At 44.2% G+C, this 13,327-nt stretch carries 11 protein-coding genes, 1 tRNA gene and 1 other RNA gene; 3 read left to right on the forward strand and 10 right to left on the reverse strand.

Annotated elements, in window-relative coordinates; translation table 11 throughout:
• Positions 1-33 precede the first annotated feature (33 nt).
• Genes ACH784_RS14615 through ACH784_RS14630 form a run of 4 tightly spaced genes read right to left on the reverse strand, consistent with a single transcriptional unit; the run spans position 34 to position 4,258 of the window.
• Complete coding sequence (locus ACH784_RS14615; RefSeq protein ID WP_404391408.1) at positions 34-1,200, reverse strand: FAD-dependent oxidoreductase; 1,167 nt, start codon at positions 1,198-1,200, stop codon at positions 34-36.
• On the reverse strand, positions 1,200-2,345 hold the full coding sequence (gene ubiH / locus ACH784_RS14620) for a 2-octaprenyl-6-methoxyphenyl hydroxylase (protein WP_404395280.1): 1,146 nt from the start codon (positions 2,343-2,345) through the stop codon (positions 1,200-1,202). The genes ACH784_RS14615 and ubiH overlap by 1 nt, the downstream gene beginning before the upstream one ends.
• A 45-nt stretch (positions 2,346-2,390) precedes the next feature.
• On the reverse strand, positions 2,391-3,701 hold the full coding sequence (gene pepP / locus ACH784_RS14625) for a Xaa-Pro aminopeptidase (RefSeq protein ID WP_404391410.1): 1,311 nt from the start codon (positions 3,699-3,701) through the stop codon (positions 2,391-2,393).
• Positions 3,701-4,258 carry a UPF0149 family protein gene (locus tag ACH784_RS14630; protein ID WP_404391412.1) on the reverse strand — a complete coding sequence of 186 codons (558 nt, stop codon included), beginning with the start codon at positions 4,256-4,258 and terminating at the stop codon, positions 3,701-3,703. Before ACH784_RS14630 ends, pepP begins: the two co-directional genes overlap by 1 nt.
• Before the next feature lie 234 nt (positions 4,259-4,492).
• Here ACH784_RS14630 and ssrS point away from each other — a divergent pair.
• Positions 4,493-4,675: non-coding RNA, 6S RNA (ssrS, locus tag ACH784_RS14635), on the forward strand.
• A 143-nt stretch (positions 4,676-4,818) separates the two neighbouring features.
• Here ssrS and lysS read toward each other — a convergent pair.
• The 5 genes from lysS to xerD form a co-directional block, all read right to left on the reverse strand.
• Positions 4,819-6,360: a lysine--tRNA ligase gene (gene lysS / locus ACH784_RS14640; RefSeq protein ID WP_404391414.1), complete on the reverse strand. Its 1,542-nt coding sequence runs from the start codon at positions 6,358-6,360 to the stop codon at positions 4,819-4,821.
• Between the two features lie 27 nt (positions 6,361-6,387).
• Positions 6,388-7,486, reverse strand: a protein-coding gene (gene prfB, locus ACH784_RS14645) for a peptide chain release factor 2 (RefSeq protein ID WP_404391416.1) whose coding sequence is annotated in 2 segments (ribosomal slippage) — positions 6,388-7,410 and positions 7,412-7,486 — 1,098 coding nt in all. Because the reading frame shifts where the segments join, the coding sequence is not laid out codon by codon here.
• Positions 7,487-7,619: 133 nt separating this feature from the next.
• Positions 7,620-9,350 (reverse strand): single-stranded-DNA-specific exonuclease RecJ, encoded by a 1,731-nt coding sequence (gene recJ, locus ACH784_RS14650; RefSeq protein ID WP_404391418.1) that lies wholly within the window; start codon positions 9,348-9,350, stop codon positions 7,620-7,622.
• A 144-nt stretch (positions 9,351-9,494) separates the two neighbouring features.
• On the reverse strand, positions 9,495-10,232 hold the full coding sequence (dsbC, locus tag ACH784_RS14655; RefSeq protein WP_404391420.1) for a bifunctional protein-disulfide isomerase/oxidoreductase DsbC: 738 nt from the start codon (positions 10,230-10,232) through the stop codon (positions 9,495-9,497).
• A 59-nt stretch (positions 10,233-10,291) separates the two neighbouring features.
• Positions 10,292-11,203, reverse strand: a complete 912-nt coding sequence (gene xerD, locus ACH784_RS14660; RefSeq protein ID WP_404395282.1) for a site-specific tyrosine recombinase XerD — start codon at positions 11,201-11,203, stop codon at positions 10,292-10,294.
• 109 nt (positions 11,204-11,312) lie between these two features.
• Between xerD and fldB the strand changes: the two genes are divergently transcribed.
• Positions 11,313-11,834 carry a flavodoxin FldB gene (fldB, locus tag ACH784_RS14665; RefSeq protein ID WP_404391422.1) on the forward strand — a complete coding sequence of 174 codons (522 nt, stop codon included), beginning with the start codon at positions 11,313-11,315 and terminating at the stop codon, positions 11,832-11,834.
• Positions 11,835-12,455: 621 nt separating this feature from the next.
• On the opposite strand, the gene ACH784_RS14670 is transcribed toward fldB, so the two are convergent.
• Positions 12,456-12,540 (reverse strand) — tRNA-Leu (locus ACH784_RS14670).
• 251 nt (positions 12,541-12,791) lie between these two features.
• Here ACH784_RS14670 and ACH784_RS14675 point away from each other — a divergent pair.
• Positions 12,792-13,289: an RDD family protein gene (locus ACH784_RS14675; protein ID WP_404391424.1), complete on the forward strand. Its 498-nt coding sequence runs from the start codon at positions 12,792-12,794 to the stop codon at positions 13,287-13,289.
• Positions 13,290-13,327 lie beyond the last annotated feature (38 nt).

Raw genomic sequence — 13,327 nt, forward strand, 5'->3', positions numbered from 1 at the left:
GTAGCACCGACTTTATGTCGGGTAAGGTTTTAACTACTTACCCACTGCTTCTTTAGCAAACAGGGTTTTTATCGGCCCCAGGTTATCAACCATACTCAACCCAACACCGCGGATCAGTTTCTTCAGCGGGTTATCGCCTTCAAACAACTCTTTTAAACCTTGCATCATGGCAATGTGCTTTTGTGCATCGAGTTTACGAGCGCGTTCGTATTCACGCAGCACGCGGGTGCTGGCAAATTCTTGCTTGCTGTCGGTGAGTAGTTTAATTAATAGTGCCGCATCTTTAAGACCTAGGTTCATACCTAACCCAGCCAGTGGGTGGATGGTGTGTGCAGCATCACCCATTAATGCAATCTTGCCGTTTACCCACTGTTGAGCGTAACGCATTTTCAACGGGAACACCGCTCGGTCGTCTTGTACTTCACATAAACCGCACTGACCGTCGATGGCGACATTCAATGCTTTATTGAACTCAGCGTTATCTAGCGACATTAAATACTGTGCTTGCTCAGGAGACGTTGACCATACAATTGATTGACTAAATTCATCGCTGAGCGGTAAAAACGCCAAAGGACCTGTTGGTAAAAATACTTGTCTTGCAGTATGGCTGTGCGTCTCTTGCGTCTTAACCGTTGCGACGATGGCGTGGTGGTCGTAGTCCCAAAACGTAATGGGCATTTTAAACTGAGTACGAATGCCCGAATTTGCCCCATCTGCTGCAACTAATAGCTTCGCCATAACTGGCATGCCTGACTCTAAGGTGATTAACACGTCAGTGTCAGTTTGATGAATAGCTTGATAACGAGTATTAAAGCTAAGCGTTGCAGATGAATACTGTTTTAACTGCTGAAACAGCGCATAACGAATAGCGTCATTTTCAATGATGTGCCCAAGTTCAGGTAAATCTAGCTCGGTGCTGTTAAACGCGATTTTACCAAAACTGTCTTTGTCTCTGACGTCCATATGCGTATACGCACAAGTTCGCTGCGCTAAAATATCACCCCATGCGCCTAGCTCAGTAAATAACGTTTGACTGGCAAGACTGATGGCACTCACGCGATTAGCAAATTGCTCAGTAAGTGCTGCAGGTTCTCTGCCCGCATCAATCACGTGTACGCTAATATTATTTTTCGCCAAACCTAACGCCAAAGTAAGGCCTACACAGCCGCCACCGACAATACATACTTGCGCTTGTTGCATCAGCTTTTTCCTTTAATAACATGACCCATTAGTTGCTTGGCTAACGGTGCTTTTAAATTTTCAGACAGTGACATGGCAAGCAGACCGCAACTGCGACCGAGCGCCATTAAACGAGAAGAGTTTGAGAATAGTCGTACGAGTGCATCGGTCAGTGTCATCACTGTTTTGATGTCTTGTGCACGCGCACGATTATAAGCTTGCGTAAAGGCATGTTCACCCAAATCATGTTGCTCTGATGCAATCAGCTCAACCAAGGCTTGAATGTCTCTTAAACCCAAATTAAAACCTTGCCCAGCTATTGGGTGAATCGCATGCGCGGCATTACCAATTAATAGGCTACGGTGATGAACGAGCTGCTCTACCCGACCTAGTACCAGTGGGTATTGTGCACGCATACCAACCTGTTTGAATACCCCAGCGCGATAACCAAAGGCTGTTTGCAGCTCAGCAATAAAGGCGTCAGGTTCAAGCGTTTTATAATGTTCAAGGTGTGCGTTTGGCATACACCAAACCAGCGAGTAGCGGTTTTGTGTCATAGGGAGCAGTGCCATTGGCCCATGCTCCGTAAAGCGTTCGAACGCTTGGCCGCTATGACCGCCTTCAACTTCGATATTGGCGATTAGCGCCCCTTGCTCATAGGCCAGACTATCAAAACCAATATTTAGCTGTTTGCGCGTAGGGGACTGTGCGCCATCGGCAACGACCAATAACTTACCGCTTAACTGAGTTTCGTCGTTTAAGATCAACTCAACACTGTCTTGTGTTTGCTTTAATTCATTAATAGTCGCAGGGCAGTATAGTTGAATGTCAGTTTTAGCTAGCTGTTGATGTAAATAAGCACCAAATGGATTCACTTCCACCACATAACCAAGGGCATTCGTTTGATAGTCTTGGTGGTGCAATGAGGTTTTACCAAAGTGACCTCTATCAGACACGTGCACTTGCTTAATGGCTTCGGCAAACGGCCAGTCGGCATTAAACAAGTTAAATTGCTTTAAATACTGCACAGACTGATCGGCCAAGGCTATTGAGCGGTCGTCAAAACTAGGGTGTGCTTGGCTTTTTGGTGCAAATGCCTCAATCACGGCAACTTGCAAAGTTGGGCTGGTCTTTTTGATTGCCAAAGCAGCGGTGGCCCCTGCCATACCGCCGCCTACAATCACAACATCAAAGTGCTGCAACGCATTCTCCTACTGCTGCATTAACGCTTCTATTTCTGCTACGGTTTTCGGCACGTCTTGGGTCAAATTTTCGTGACCATTTTCAGTTACCAATAGGTCGTCTTCAATGCGAATGCCGATACCTTTATATTGCTCTGGCACTTGTGCATCTTCATCGAAGTACAAACCTGGCTCTATGGTCAACACCATACCCGGTGCAAATGGTCTGTCAGCTTCATCGAGCTTGTACTCACCCACATCGTGTACATCAAGGCCTAACCAGTGACCTAAACCATGCATGTAGAACGCTTTGCATGCTTGTTTTTCAACAAGTGTATCTAACTCGCCAGATAAAATACCGAGCTCGATCAAACCTTGGGTCATTACTGTCATCACCGCTTTATTTGCAGCAACCAAAGTACCGCCCGGCTTCACATGCTCAAATGCCGCCGCTTGAGCTTTTAATACCAGCTCATAAATGGTTTTTTGTGGCTCACTGAATTTACCAGACACAGGGAAAGTACGGGTAATATCAGCAGCATAGCCTTCAAGCTCACACCCTGAGTCAATCAACACTAAGTCGCCTGCTTTTAAGGTATCGCTGTTTTCTGTGTAATGCAGAATATTGGCATTATTGCCTGAGCCGACAATGGTGCCATACGCCGGATAACGTGCGCCATTCATTGCATAATGATGATGAAGTTCGGCTTCTAGTTGGTATTCGGTAGCATCAGGCTTAGCAAACTTCATTGCTCGCACATGACCTTCAGCGCTTATTTGACCCGCTTTGCGCATCACGGCAATTTCGGCGTCTGATTTAAACAAACGCATTTCGTGAATAAGTGGGCGTGTATCTTTGATGATCTCAGGCGCGCGATAGCCTTTTTTCGGTGCACCGCGCAGGGTATTTAACAATGCCCATACCTTGTCATCAAATGCACTGTAAGTGCCTTGCGCGTAAAATAAAGTGCGATTGCCATTTACCAGTTGCAGAAGCTCATCGTCTAACTCGCTCAACGGATAAGTTTCATCAAACAAGTAGTCAGACTTGGCGCTTTCATAGCCCACTCGGCGGCCGTGCCAAATCTCGGCTGTTTTATCTTTGTTACGACAAAATAACGTGCTTTTGCCTTCACCTTGCTTGTCTTTTGATAAGACTAAAACGGCATCAGGCTCTTTAAAGCCGGTTAGGTAGAAAAAGTCACTGTCTTGGCGAAACGGGAATTCGGTATCGCGACTACGGGTAATTTCAACCGCAGCAGGAATAATCGCTACGCTGTGGTTGTCGAGTTGCGCAAGTAATTTGCTTCTGCGCTGAACAAATTCTTGAATGCTGATCATTAGTGTAACGTCTTTGATGGAGTAACAGTTTCTCTGCCCATTTCAGCAAAACATAGCAGTGCTGAAACACGGATATATTCAACAATTTCATGGAAAGCTTGTTGGTCTTCTTCTTCCTCACCGAAATCAGTGTCAAGTTTAGTGATTTCACTAAAATCGTTGATCACTTCTTTGACATCAGCTGACAGCTTGCCATAGTCTTTTTGCTTTAAACCAAAGCCCAATAAAAAGCCCGACACCCATGCCACTAGTGCATTGGCTTTATCTAGTAGGGTTTCGTCTTCATTTGGCAAATACAACTCAAAGCTTGGCTCTTCGCTGTTGAAGCATGACATAACATGTGTGAACATTTGGCCAAATAGACCTTTTAATTCGTTTGAGAAACTTTGTCCGTCGTTGAACACATCACTTAACATGATCAGGTAGTCTTTTTCATCAATGTTTAAGCCACAAGCCAGCAAACCACTGATGGTGCCGTGTGCTTCTGAAGGCGATACGAAAATATCATGCTTTTCAAGCAGCAGTTGTGCTTGTGTGTAATCGGTCATTTCTGTCATTGCTAATGCTCGTCAAAGAATCTTCATTATAAGAACACACTTATAAGTGGCCTTAATTTAATTGTTATCAATGCTAACACTCACAGTATAGCAACTCCAAACAATTGTCTTTAAAGGGCTTCATTTATGAGCAGTTGTTGTTAATATCAGCAGCTGCGTTTAATTTGCCAGCAGTTGAACTGATATTTTTTGATTTATGGTTTACCTCTGCTGCGAGTCTTATATACTGAAGTTAATTCCCTAGCTCGTAGGACAGCAGATTAAGTCCCTGAGCCGATAAACTTTATCTAGGGGTGTAGTTTGCTTACTATTGCGCAAGCTTGGCAAGTACCGAGAAGCCTACGGTGAGCTGTTACACTCCGCCTTGAACCTTAGGGTTCAAGGGCTGACATCAGCATCCGCGAAGCCGGGGAAGTCTTACCTTTATATCTGAATCTCTTTCTTTATATTTCTAATTTTCTTACCCCTATTTGAAATATCAAATTGTTAAATATAGCTTTTTTAGGCAAAAAAAAGCCCCGGCATTTGCCAAGGCTCTTAATCGATAAACTCAATCGAGATTAGTCAGCTTGTGGACGCATGTGCGGGAACAAGATAACGTCTTTGATTGTTGGTGAATCAGTGAAAAGCATCACTAGACGGTCGATACCGATACCTTCACCCGCTGTTGGTGGTAAACCATACTCAAGCGCTTGAATGTAGTCTGCATCGTAGTGCATTGCTTCGTCGTCACCGGCATCTTTTTCTTCAACCTGACGCGCAAAACGCTCAGCTTGATCTTGTGCATCGTTAAGCTCAGAGAAACCATTTGCAAGCTCACGACCACCTACGAAGAATTCGAAACGGTCAGTGATGAATGGGTTTTCATCGTTACGACGTGCAAGTGGTGATACTTCCCACGGGTACTCAGTGATGAAAGTCGGTTGAATTAGCTTGTGCTCAGCAGTTTCTTCGAAGATCTCACATAAGAACTTACCTGCACCCCATACACATTTCTCTGGGATCTTAACGTGTACTTTCTTCGCGTAAGCGACTAGCTCGTCGAAGTGGTTTTCAGGATCTTTGAAGATGTGCGCGATTTCTTCAGCGTCAGGACCATACTTGATGATGGCATCAGCCATAGATAGACGCTCGAACTGCTTACCGAAGTCATATTCAATCGTCTCTGTTACCTCGCCTTCTGCGTTCTTAACTGTGTTAATCACTGTCGTTGTGCCAAGAACGTCTTGTGCAACAGTACGTAACATGTCTTCAGTTAAGTTCATTAGGTCGTTGTAGTCAGCGTACGCTTGGTAGAATTCGATCATAGTGAATTCTGGGTTATGACGCGTTGATAGACCTTCGTTACGGAAGTTACGGTTGATCTCAAATACGCGGTCAAAACCACCTACTACTAGACGCTTAAGGTAAAGCTCTGGTGCGATACGTAGGTACATGTCGATATCTAGTGCATTGTGGTGAGTCACGAATGGACGCGCCGATGCACCACCAGGAATAACCTGTAGCATTGGCGTTTCAACTTCCATGAAGTCACGCTCAGCTAAGAAACGACGAATACCTTCGATCACTTTTGAACGGATACGGAACGTTTCACGCGTGTCCATGTTTGTGATCAGGTCAACGTAACGCTGACGGTACTTAGCTTCTTGGTCTGTTAGGCCGTGGAACTTCTCTGGTAACGGACGAAGTGACTTAGTCAGTAGCTCGTACTGCACCATGTCTACGTAAAGGTCGCCTTTACCTGACTTATGAAGTGGACCAGATACACCGATGATGTCACCGATATCTAGTTGACCATATTTTTCTTTAAGCGTTTTTTGCACGTCTTTTGATGCATATGCTTGGATGCGACCTTTCATGTCTTGTAACACAAGGAAAGGACCACGTTTAGCAAGGATACGACCTGCTACCGACACCTGATGGTCTAACTCAACAAGCTCTTCCTTCGATTTATCACCAAACTTAGCCTGTAGATCAGCCGTATAGTCTTCACGGCGGAAGGTGTTCGGGTGGCCATTGGCATCACAATTCTCACGAATTGCATCCAATTTAGCACGACGCTCAGCAATGAGTTTATTTTCGTCTTGGATTTGATCTGTCATTTTTTAGCTCTTAGTTTAGCTTGTTGATTAAAGGCCTGATTTCAGGCTGGCTTCGATAAATTTGTCTAAATCACCGTCTAATACCGCTTGGGTATTGCGGTTTTCAACGCCAGTACGTAAATCTTTGATACGTGAGTCATCTAATACGTATGAACGGATCTGACTACCCCAACCGATATCTGATTTAGCGTCTTCTTGCGCTTGCTTTTCAGCGTTTTGTTTTTTCATTTCAAGTTCAAACAATTTCGCTTTTAACTGCTTCATTGCTTGATCTTTGTTTTTATGTTGCGAGCGGTCATTCTGACACTGCACAACGGTATTCGTTGGTAAGTGAGTAATACGTACCGCAGATTCTGTACGGTTAACGTGCTGACCACCGGCACCCGATGCACGATATACGTCGATACGTAAATCAGCTGGGTTAATATCAATTTCGATATTGTCGTCAATTTCTGGGTAAATAAACGCAGACGCAAATGAAGTATGGCGACGACCTGTTGAATCGAATGGACTCTTACGAACTAGACGGTGTACGCCTGTTTCTGTACGTAACCAACCGTAAGCATATTCACCAGATACACGTACTGTTGCACCTTTAATACCAGCAACATCACCATCGGTTGCTTCAACGATTTCAACTTTAAAGCCTTTCGCTTCAGCCCAGCGTAAGTACATACGCAATAGCATGTTACACCAGTCTTGTGCTTCAGTACCGCCCGAACCCGACTGCAAGTCAATGTACGCGTCGTTGGCATCTTGCTCACCAGAGAACATACGACGGAACTCTAGTTTTTCTAATTGACCAACTAGGCCTTCGACTTCAGTTTGTGCTTCTTCGAAGGTTTCTTCGTCTTCGGCTTCAACTGCAAGCTCTACTAAACCTTCTGCATCGTCTGCACCAGATACTAAGTTATCAATGGTTTCAACGATCACTTCAAGATTCGATTTTTCGCGGCCTAATGCTTGCGCTCTTTCAGGCTCGTTCCATACTGCTGGGTCTTCTAACTCTGCGTTTACTTCTTCTAAGCGCTCTTGTTTTAGAGCGTAGTCAAAGATACCCCCTAAGCAGCTCAGTGCGTTCGCGAATTTCCTTGATTTGGTTAATCACAGGATTCACTTCAAACATGCTTACTACTCCAAAAAAATTAACGTGTCACACGGCGAATAATAAATAGCTGAATGCTTTTCCAGCCCATAAAAAAGGCGCGTGATTTTTAAACGCGCCATGATAACAGACAATCTGTGCCCTATAAATGGATTTATGCGGGTTGTGCTTGAATTTCTCGCACTAATAATTGCAGTGAGAACCTGCCTCTAAACTCATTTATATCGAGCTGATACGCCAATTTGGCATATTGTGCAGCTGTATTTGGCCAAGCTTTTACATCAATGTTGAAGGCAATGGCATCAACTAACTGACCAGAGCTGTGTTTTAGCACCAATTTTAGGTGTTTTTCACCGACGATACGTTGTTGAATAAGTTCAAATACGCCTTCAAATACAGGTTCAGGGAATTGCTGACCCCAAGGCCCTGCTTGCTGAAGCAGTTGCGCAAAGTCTAGATTGAAACAGGTCGCAGGCAACTCGCCATCAGTCAGTAGCACACTCTGCTTATGCTCTTCGGTCAAAATCGCACTGGCAGCATCAGTAAACGCCGTTTTAAACCGTTCAAAGTCACGCTCTAAAATGGTTAAACCCGCCGCCATAGCGTGACCACCAAACTTAGCAATTAGGTCTGGGTGTTGAGTGTTAATTTGCTCAAGTAAGTCGCGCATATGCAAGCCTTCGATAGAGCGACACGAGCCTTTTATTTCCCCCTCGTCACCTTGTGCAAAAATAATTGCCGGACGGTGATAACGCTCTTTTAAGCGCCCAGCCAAAATACCAATCACCCCTTGGTGCCAATCGTCTTGATATAAACAGACAACATCAGGCACGCTTTGTTGTGCCGATACCAAGCGCTCCAGCACGGCTTGCGCTTCTTGCTGCATGCCCGCTTCAATTTCACGGCGTTCATGATTAAGTGCATCAAGTTCGCCCGCAATACGTCTTGCTTGGTTGATATCTTTCGATAACAAACAGGCGATACCTAAACTCATATCATCGAGTCGACCCGCAGCATTCAGGCGCGGCGCGAGTGCAAAACCAAAGTCGCTGGCAGATAAACGCGCAGCATTGCGTTTTGCCACTTCAATCAGTGCGGTGATCCCCGGTCGCGTTTTACCACTACGAATACGTGCTAAGCCCTGATAAACCAATGTGCGATTATTGGCATCGAGTGCCACAACGTCAGCAACCGTACCCAGTGCAACGATATCGAGTAACTCTGCCAAATTCGGCTCTGGTTGTTGTTGAGTCGTAAAATATTGCAGCTCGCGCAAACTGTGACGCAGTGCCACCAGCAAGTAAAACGCCACACCAACCCCTGCAATGCTTTTTGAGGGGAAGTTACAGCTATGCTGATTTGGATTGACGATGGCATCGGCATTGGGCAGTTGCTCACCCTGTAAGTGGTGATCAGTAATAAGTACTTTAATACCGGCACTTTTGACAATCTCAACGCCACTGATGCAAGAAATACCGTTATCTACCGTGATCACGAGATCTGGCGCGATATTCACTATTTGCTCTGCCAGTGCAGGACTTAAACCATAACCTAAGCTAAAGCGGTCTGGCACAAGATAATCCACATGCTGGAAACCAAATAATGCTAACCCTTCCATCAATACCGAGGTACTGGTTGCGCCGTCGGCATCAAAATCACCAACGATTAAAACTTTATTTTGCTGTTGTAGTGCTTCGACTAACAAAGCACACGCCTTATCCATATCTTTGAATAAGTTGAAATTTAATAAGGTGCTAGCACGATTATCGAGCTCAACAGGGTCGCTAACACCACGAGCTGCATAGATTTGTTTAATTACAGGATGAAGATGCGCAGGAAGATGACTGTCATCCACGCGCTCACGTGTTGCTATCACGGTTTGCATTTATTCTTTTACCCTTATGCCTACTCTCGATAATACTGAATTAAGAGAACAAGCATTACAACGTTAAAACTGAGATTTAACAGACAACAAAAAAAGGCCATTAGGCCTTTTTAAGAATACGGTGATTATAGCGAATTTTCTCGCTTATGACTTCTTACCGTCTAGCGCTTGTGCCAATGCCGCTGCTGGTTGGTAACCTGGAATAATCGAACCATCTTCTAAAATGATTGCTGGCGTACCAGAAATACCAAAGCTCTGACCTAACTGGTAGTGCTCTGCAACTGGCGCCGCACAGTTTTTCACTTCTGCCACTTCTTCACCCGCTTTTGCCTCTGTTAATGCTTTTGCAGCATCTTCAGCACACCATACATTCATTAAGTCTTTGTAACCTTTACCGCGCAAGCCACCACGTGGGAAAGCTAAGTACTTAACCGTGATACCCGCACTTAGGTAATCGTCTAATTCACGGTGCAACTTACGGCAGTAGCCACAGGTAATGTCGGTGAATACCGTGATTTGATGCTTTTCATTTTCAGCTTTATAAACGATCATTGAGTCTTCGTACTCAGCAACACCGTCTTTACGAACGCCACTTAAAGCTGACTCCGTTAGGTTTTCACGATTCTCTACATCGATCATCGTACCTTGAACAAGGTAACGACCATCTGGGCTCACATAAAATACCCCTTTGTCTGTTAAAACGGTGTTTAAACCAGCAACTGGGCTGTCTTGAATTGCTTTAACTGTTAAGCCTAAGTTAGTTAATTGAGTTTCAATTGGGCTTACTTTTTTTTCTACTGCATCAGCTAAAGGAGCAGTCACTTGCTCAGCCATAGCGCCTGTTGATAACGCCATTGCTGCAGCTAAAATTAACTTTTTCATTCTGTTCTCATAAATTTCGTTGCTACCCAGTATGACCGGATAAATTCAAAAAAATTCCATCACGCACGAGGATGATGTTCTTGATGCAGCGATTTCAATCTTTCACTCGCTACATGAGTATAAATTTGTGTCGTCGATAAGTCGCTGTGGCCCAGCATCATTTGCACGACTCGTAAGTCTGCACCATGATTCAACAAATGTGTTGCAAAGGCATGACGTAACGTATGTGGCGATAATGGCGACGTTATGTTTGCCAAAATAGCATAGTGTTTGATTCTATGCCAAAAAGTTTGACGAGTCATACCTATCCCACGTTTTGATGGGAAAACAAAATCAGTGGCATGCTTAATCATTAAGGCGCGACCTTGCTGTATAAATAGCTCTATCCAGTGCTGCGCTTCTTCTCCCATCGGCACCATGCGCTCTTTACCGCCTTTACCACGCACTAACACCACGGCTTGGCGCAAGTTAATTTGCTCCATGCGCAAACCTACCAGCTCTGTGACGCGCAAGCCTGTTGCATATAAAAGCTCTAACATGGCTTTGTCTCTGAGCCCCATAGGGTCTTCAACATTAGGCGCATCAAGCAAGGCTTCGACTTCGTTCTCGGTAAGTGTTTTAGGGATTGCCTGCCCGGTCTTTGGCAGAGCAATATTGACCATGGGTGACGCTGAGATTTTTTGCGCTTTCACCCAGTGCAAATAAAAACGCTTTAATGCACTGATCGCTCTGGCGGTGCTACGAGGCTTTAAACCCAAATCTACACGGTGTGCCAAGTACTGTTCGACATCTTGCTGGGTCACTTCAAGTAGACTTTCTCTGCCTTGCTCAGCTTTCATAAAGGCATCGCACTTTTCTAAATCGGTGCGATAAGCAGACAAGGTATTCTCACTCAAGCCATGTTCAAGAAAAAGCACATCAATAAATGCTTCTATCACATCTTCTTGGCCACCGTCTTCTTGCTCGGTTATATCGTTTTCAAAATCTGCTAAATCGCTCACTGGCCGCCTGTATCAATTTAAAGTGTCATCAGGTAAAATTTGCCTCATCATATCAGCCTTATAAGAAGTGATAAACTGCATGCAAATTGGCTTATTCTTTGGTTCAACAACCTGCTATACAGAAATGGCTGCCGAAAAGATCCAAGACATCATCGGTAAAGACACCCTGTCAATGTTCAACATTAAAGATGTGAACTTAAAAGAAGCTGAAAAGTTCGACTTTTTAATTTTCGGCATTTCGACATGGGACTTTGGTGAACTGCAAGAAGATTGGGAATCAATCTGGGACGACATCGAAAACGTTGACCTAGCAGGCAAAACCATCGCGCTATTCGGTATGGGCGATCAGCAAGGTTACGGCCAATGGTTCCAAGACGCCCTTGGCATGCTGCATGATAAAATCGCACCACAAGGTGTGACATTTTTAGGCTACTGGCCAAATAATGATGAATATGAGTTTGAAGCCTCAAAAGCGCTCACTGAAGATAAATCACACTTTGTTGGCTTAGCTTTAGACGAAGACAGCCAGTACGAAAAAAGTGACGAACGAATTGCCACTTGGGTAGAGCAAGTACTTACTGAGTATAGTGAGACGTTGTGAGCTGAAAGCTGAAAGCTGAAAGCTGAAAGCTGAAAGCTGAAAGCTGAAAGCTGAAAGCTGAAAGCTGAAAGCTGAAAGCTGAAAGCTGAAAAAGTTTACAAAAAACAGAGCTTCATTGTCTAATTCGGTAGCAGCGATTTCATATCGCGTTTAGTTCGCATATCAATGACCCGACATAAAGTCGGTGCTACCGAGTTTCTGCTTGTGCCAAGTATCAAAAAACAGAGCCTCCTTGTCTGATTCGGTAGCAGCGATTTCATATCGCGTTTAGCCAACATACCAATGACCCGACATAAAGTCGGTGCTACCGAGTATAATCTCAAACAAAGCATTGAAATCTGGCTCTTCATCGTCTGCTTCGGTAGCAGCGATTTCATATCGCGTTTAGCCAACATACCAATAACCCGACATAAAGTCGGTGCTACCGAGTATAATCTCAAACAAAGCATTGAAATCTGGCTCTTCATCGTCTAATTCGGTAGCAGCGATTTCATATCGCGTTTAGTCAACATATTAATGACCCGACATAAAGTCGGTGCTACCGCAGTTTTTAGAATCAAGCTGTTCACCAAATTTCAGGCATAAAAAAACCCTAACCAAACGGTTAGGGTTATAGAAAAGTGGTACCAGTGGGCGGACTCGAACCGCCACGCATTGCTGCGGGGGATTTTGAATCCCCTATGTCTACCAATTCCATCACACTGGCATAATTTTTCTTTCATCTTCTCAAAAGAAAAAATAAAGAAAAACCACTTTGAGCTTGGGCTTTTTTTATATGCCCTCATCTCTGTGCGAAACACTATACAAACATCCCTATAGAGGAGCAAGTAATTTTTTTAACGCTTAATTTAACTGCCGATAATTTAATCGTTTAACTTTTATAAAGGTCAATTTCGCCATTTTCATTGGCTTTGTGTAAAATAGCTACACTCTTTGACTATTTAAGTTTTAGCTAACATGTCTGAATTTCCTCGCGCAGGTTTAATGCGCCGACTTGCTTCATTAATGTATGATGGTTTAGTTGTGATCGCTTTTGCAATGCTTACTACAGTGGCTTACTTACTCATCATCCAAGGTTTTATTTCTGTTGGAGTACTTTCATTAGGTGATCACGAAGACGTGTCAGCACTTATTCAAGCCTCTCCCCTACTTTATGGATTACGAAGTGTATTACTTGTCTTTGTGAGTATGATTTTCTTCAGCTATTTTTGGACCAAAAGCGGGCAAACCATCGGCATGCGCGCATGGCGACTAAAAGTACAAACCCCTGATGGGCAATTGCTGTCTTGGCCAAAAGCCATGGCTCGCAGCTTATTCGCATTATTAGGGCTAGGTAACCTGCTAGTACTTGTGGATTTTAAGCACAAGCGTGCATTGCAAGATCTGATCTGTGGTACTGAAGTCTTATTACTCAGCAAAGAAGAAAACAAACGCGTTTATAACAGTTTGGATTAAGAAAAAATTCAAAACAACAAAAAGGCTTCAGAATAATC

The organism is Pseudoalteromonas phenolica (assembly GCF_044788725.1).
Classification (GTDB): Bacteria; Pseudomonadota; Gammaproteobacteria; order Enterobacterales; family Alteromonadaceae; genus Pseudoalteromonas; species Pseudoalteromonas phenolica_C.

Bases quoted from the DNA above. Each gene is read 5' to 3' on its own strand.
- ubiH (WP_404395280.1), bottom strand. From the start codon at position 2,345: ATGGCAGGGGCCACCGCTGCTTTGGCAATCAAAAAGACCAGCCCAACT.
- dsbC (WP_404391420.1), bottom strand. From the start codon at position 10,232: ATGAAAAAGTTAATTTTAGCTGCAGCAATGGCGTTATCAACAGGCGCT.
- ACH784_RS14615 (WP_404391408.1), bottom strand. From the start codon at position 1,200: ATGCAACAAGCGCAAGTATGTATTGTCGGTGGCGGCTGTGTAGGCCTT.
- ACH784_RS14630 (WP_404391412.1), bottom strand. From the start codon at position 4,258: ATGACAGAAATGACCGATTACACACAAGCACAACTGCTGCTTGAAAAG.
- fldB (WP_404391422.1), top strand. From the start codon at position 11,313: ATGCAAATTGGCTTATTCTTTGGTTCAACAACCTGCTATACAGAAATG.
- pepP (WP_404391410.1), bottom strand. From the start codon at position 3,701: ATGATCAGCATTCAAGAATTTGTTCAGCGCAGAAGCAAATTACTTGCG.
- recJ (WP_404391418.1), bottom strand. From the start codon at position 9,350: ATGCAAACCGTGATAGCAACACGTGAGCGCGTGGATGACAGTCATCTT.
- lysS (WP_404391414.1), bottom strand. From the start codon at position 6,360: ATGACAGATCAAATCCAAGACGAAAATAAACTCATTGCTGAGCGTCGT.
- ACH784_RS14675 (WP_404391424.1), top strand. From the start codon at position 12,792: ATGTCTGAATTTCCTCGCGCAGGTTTAATGCGCCGACTTGCTTCATTA.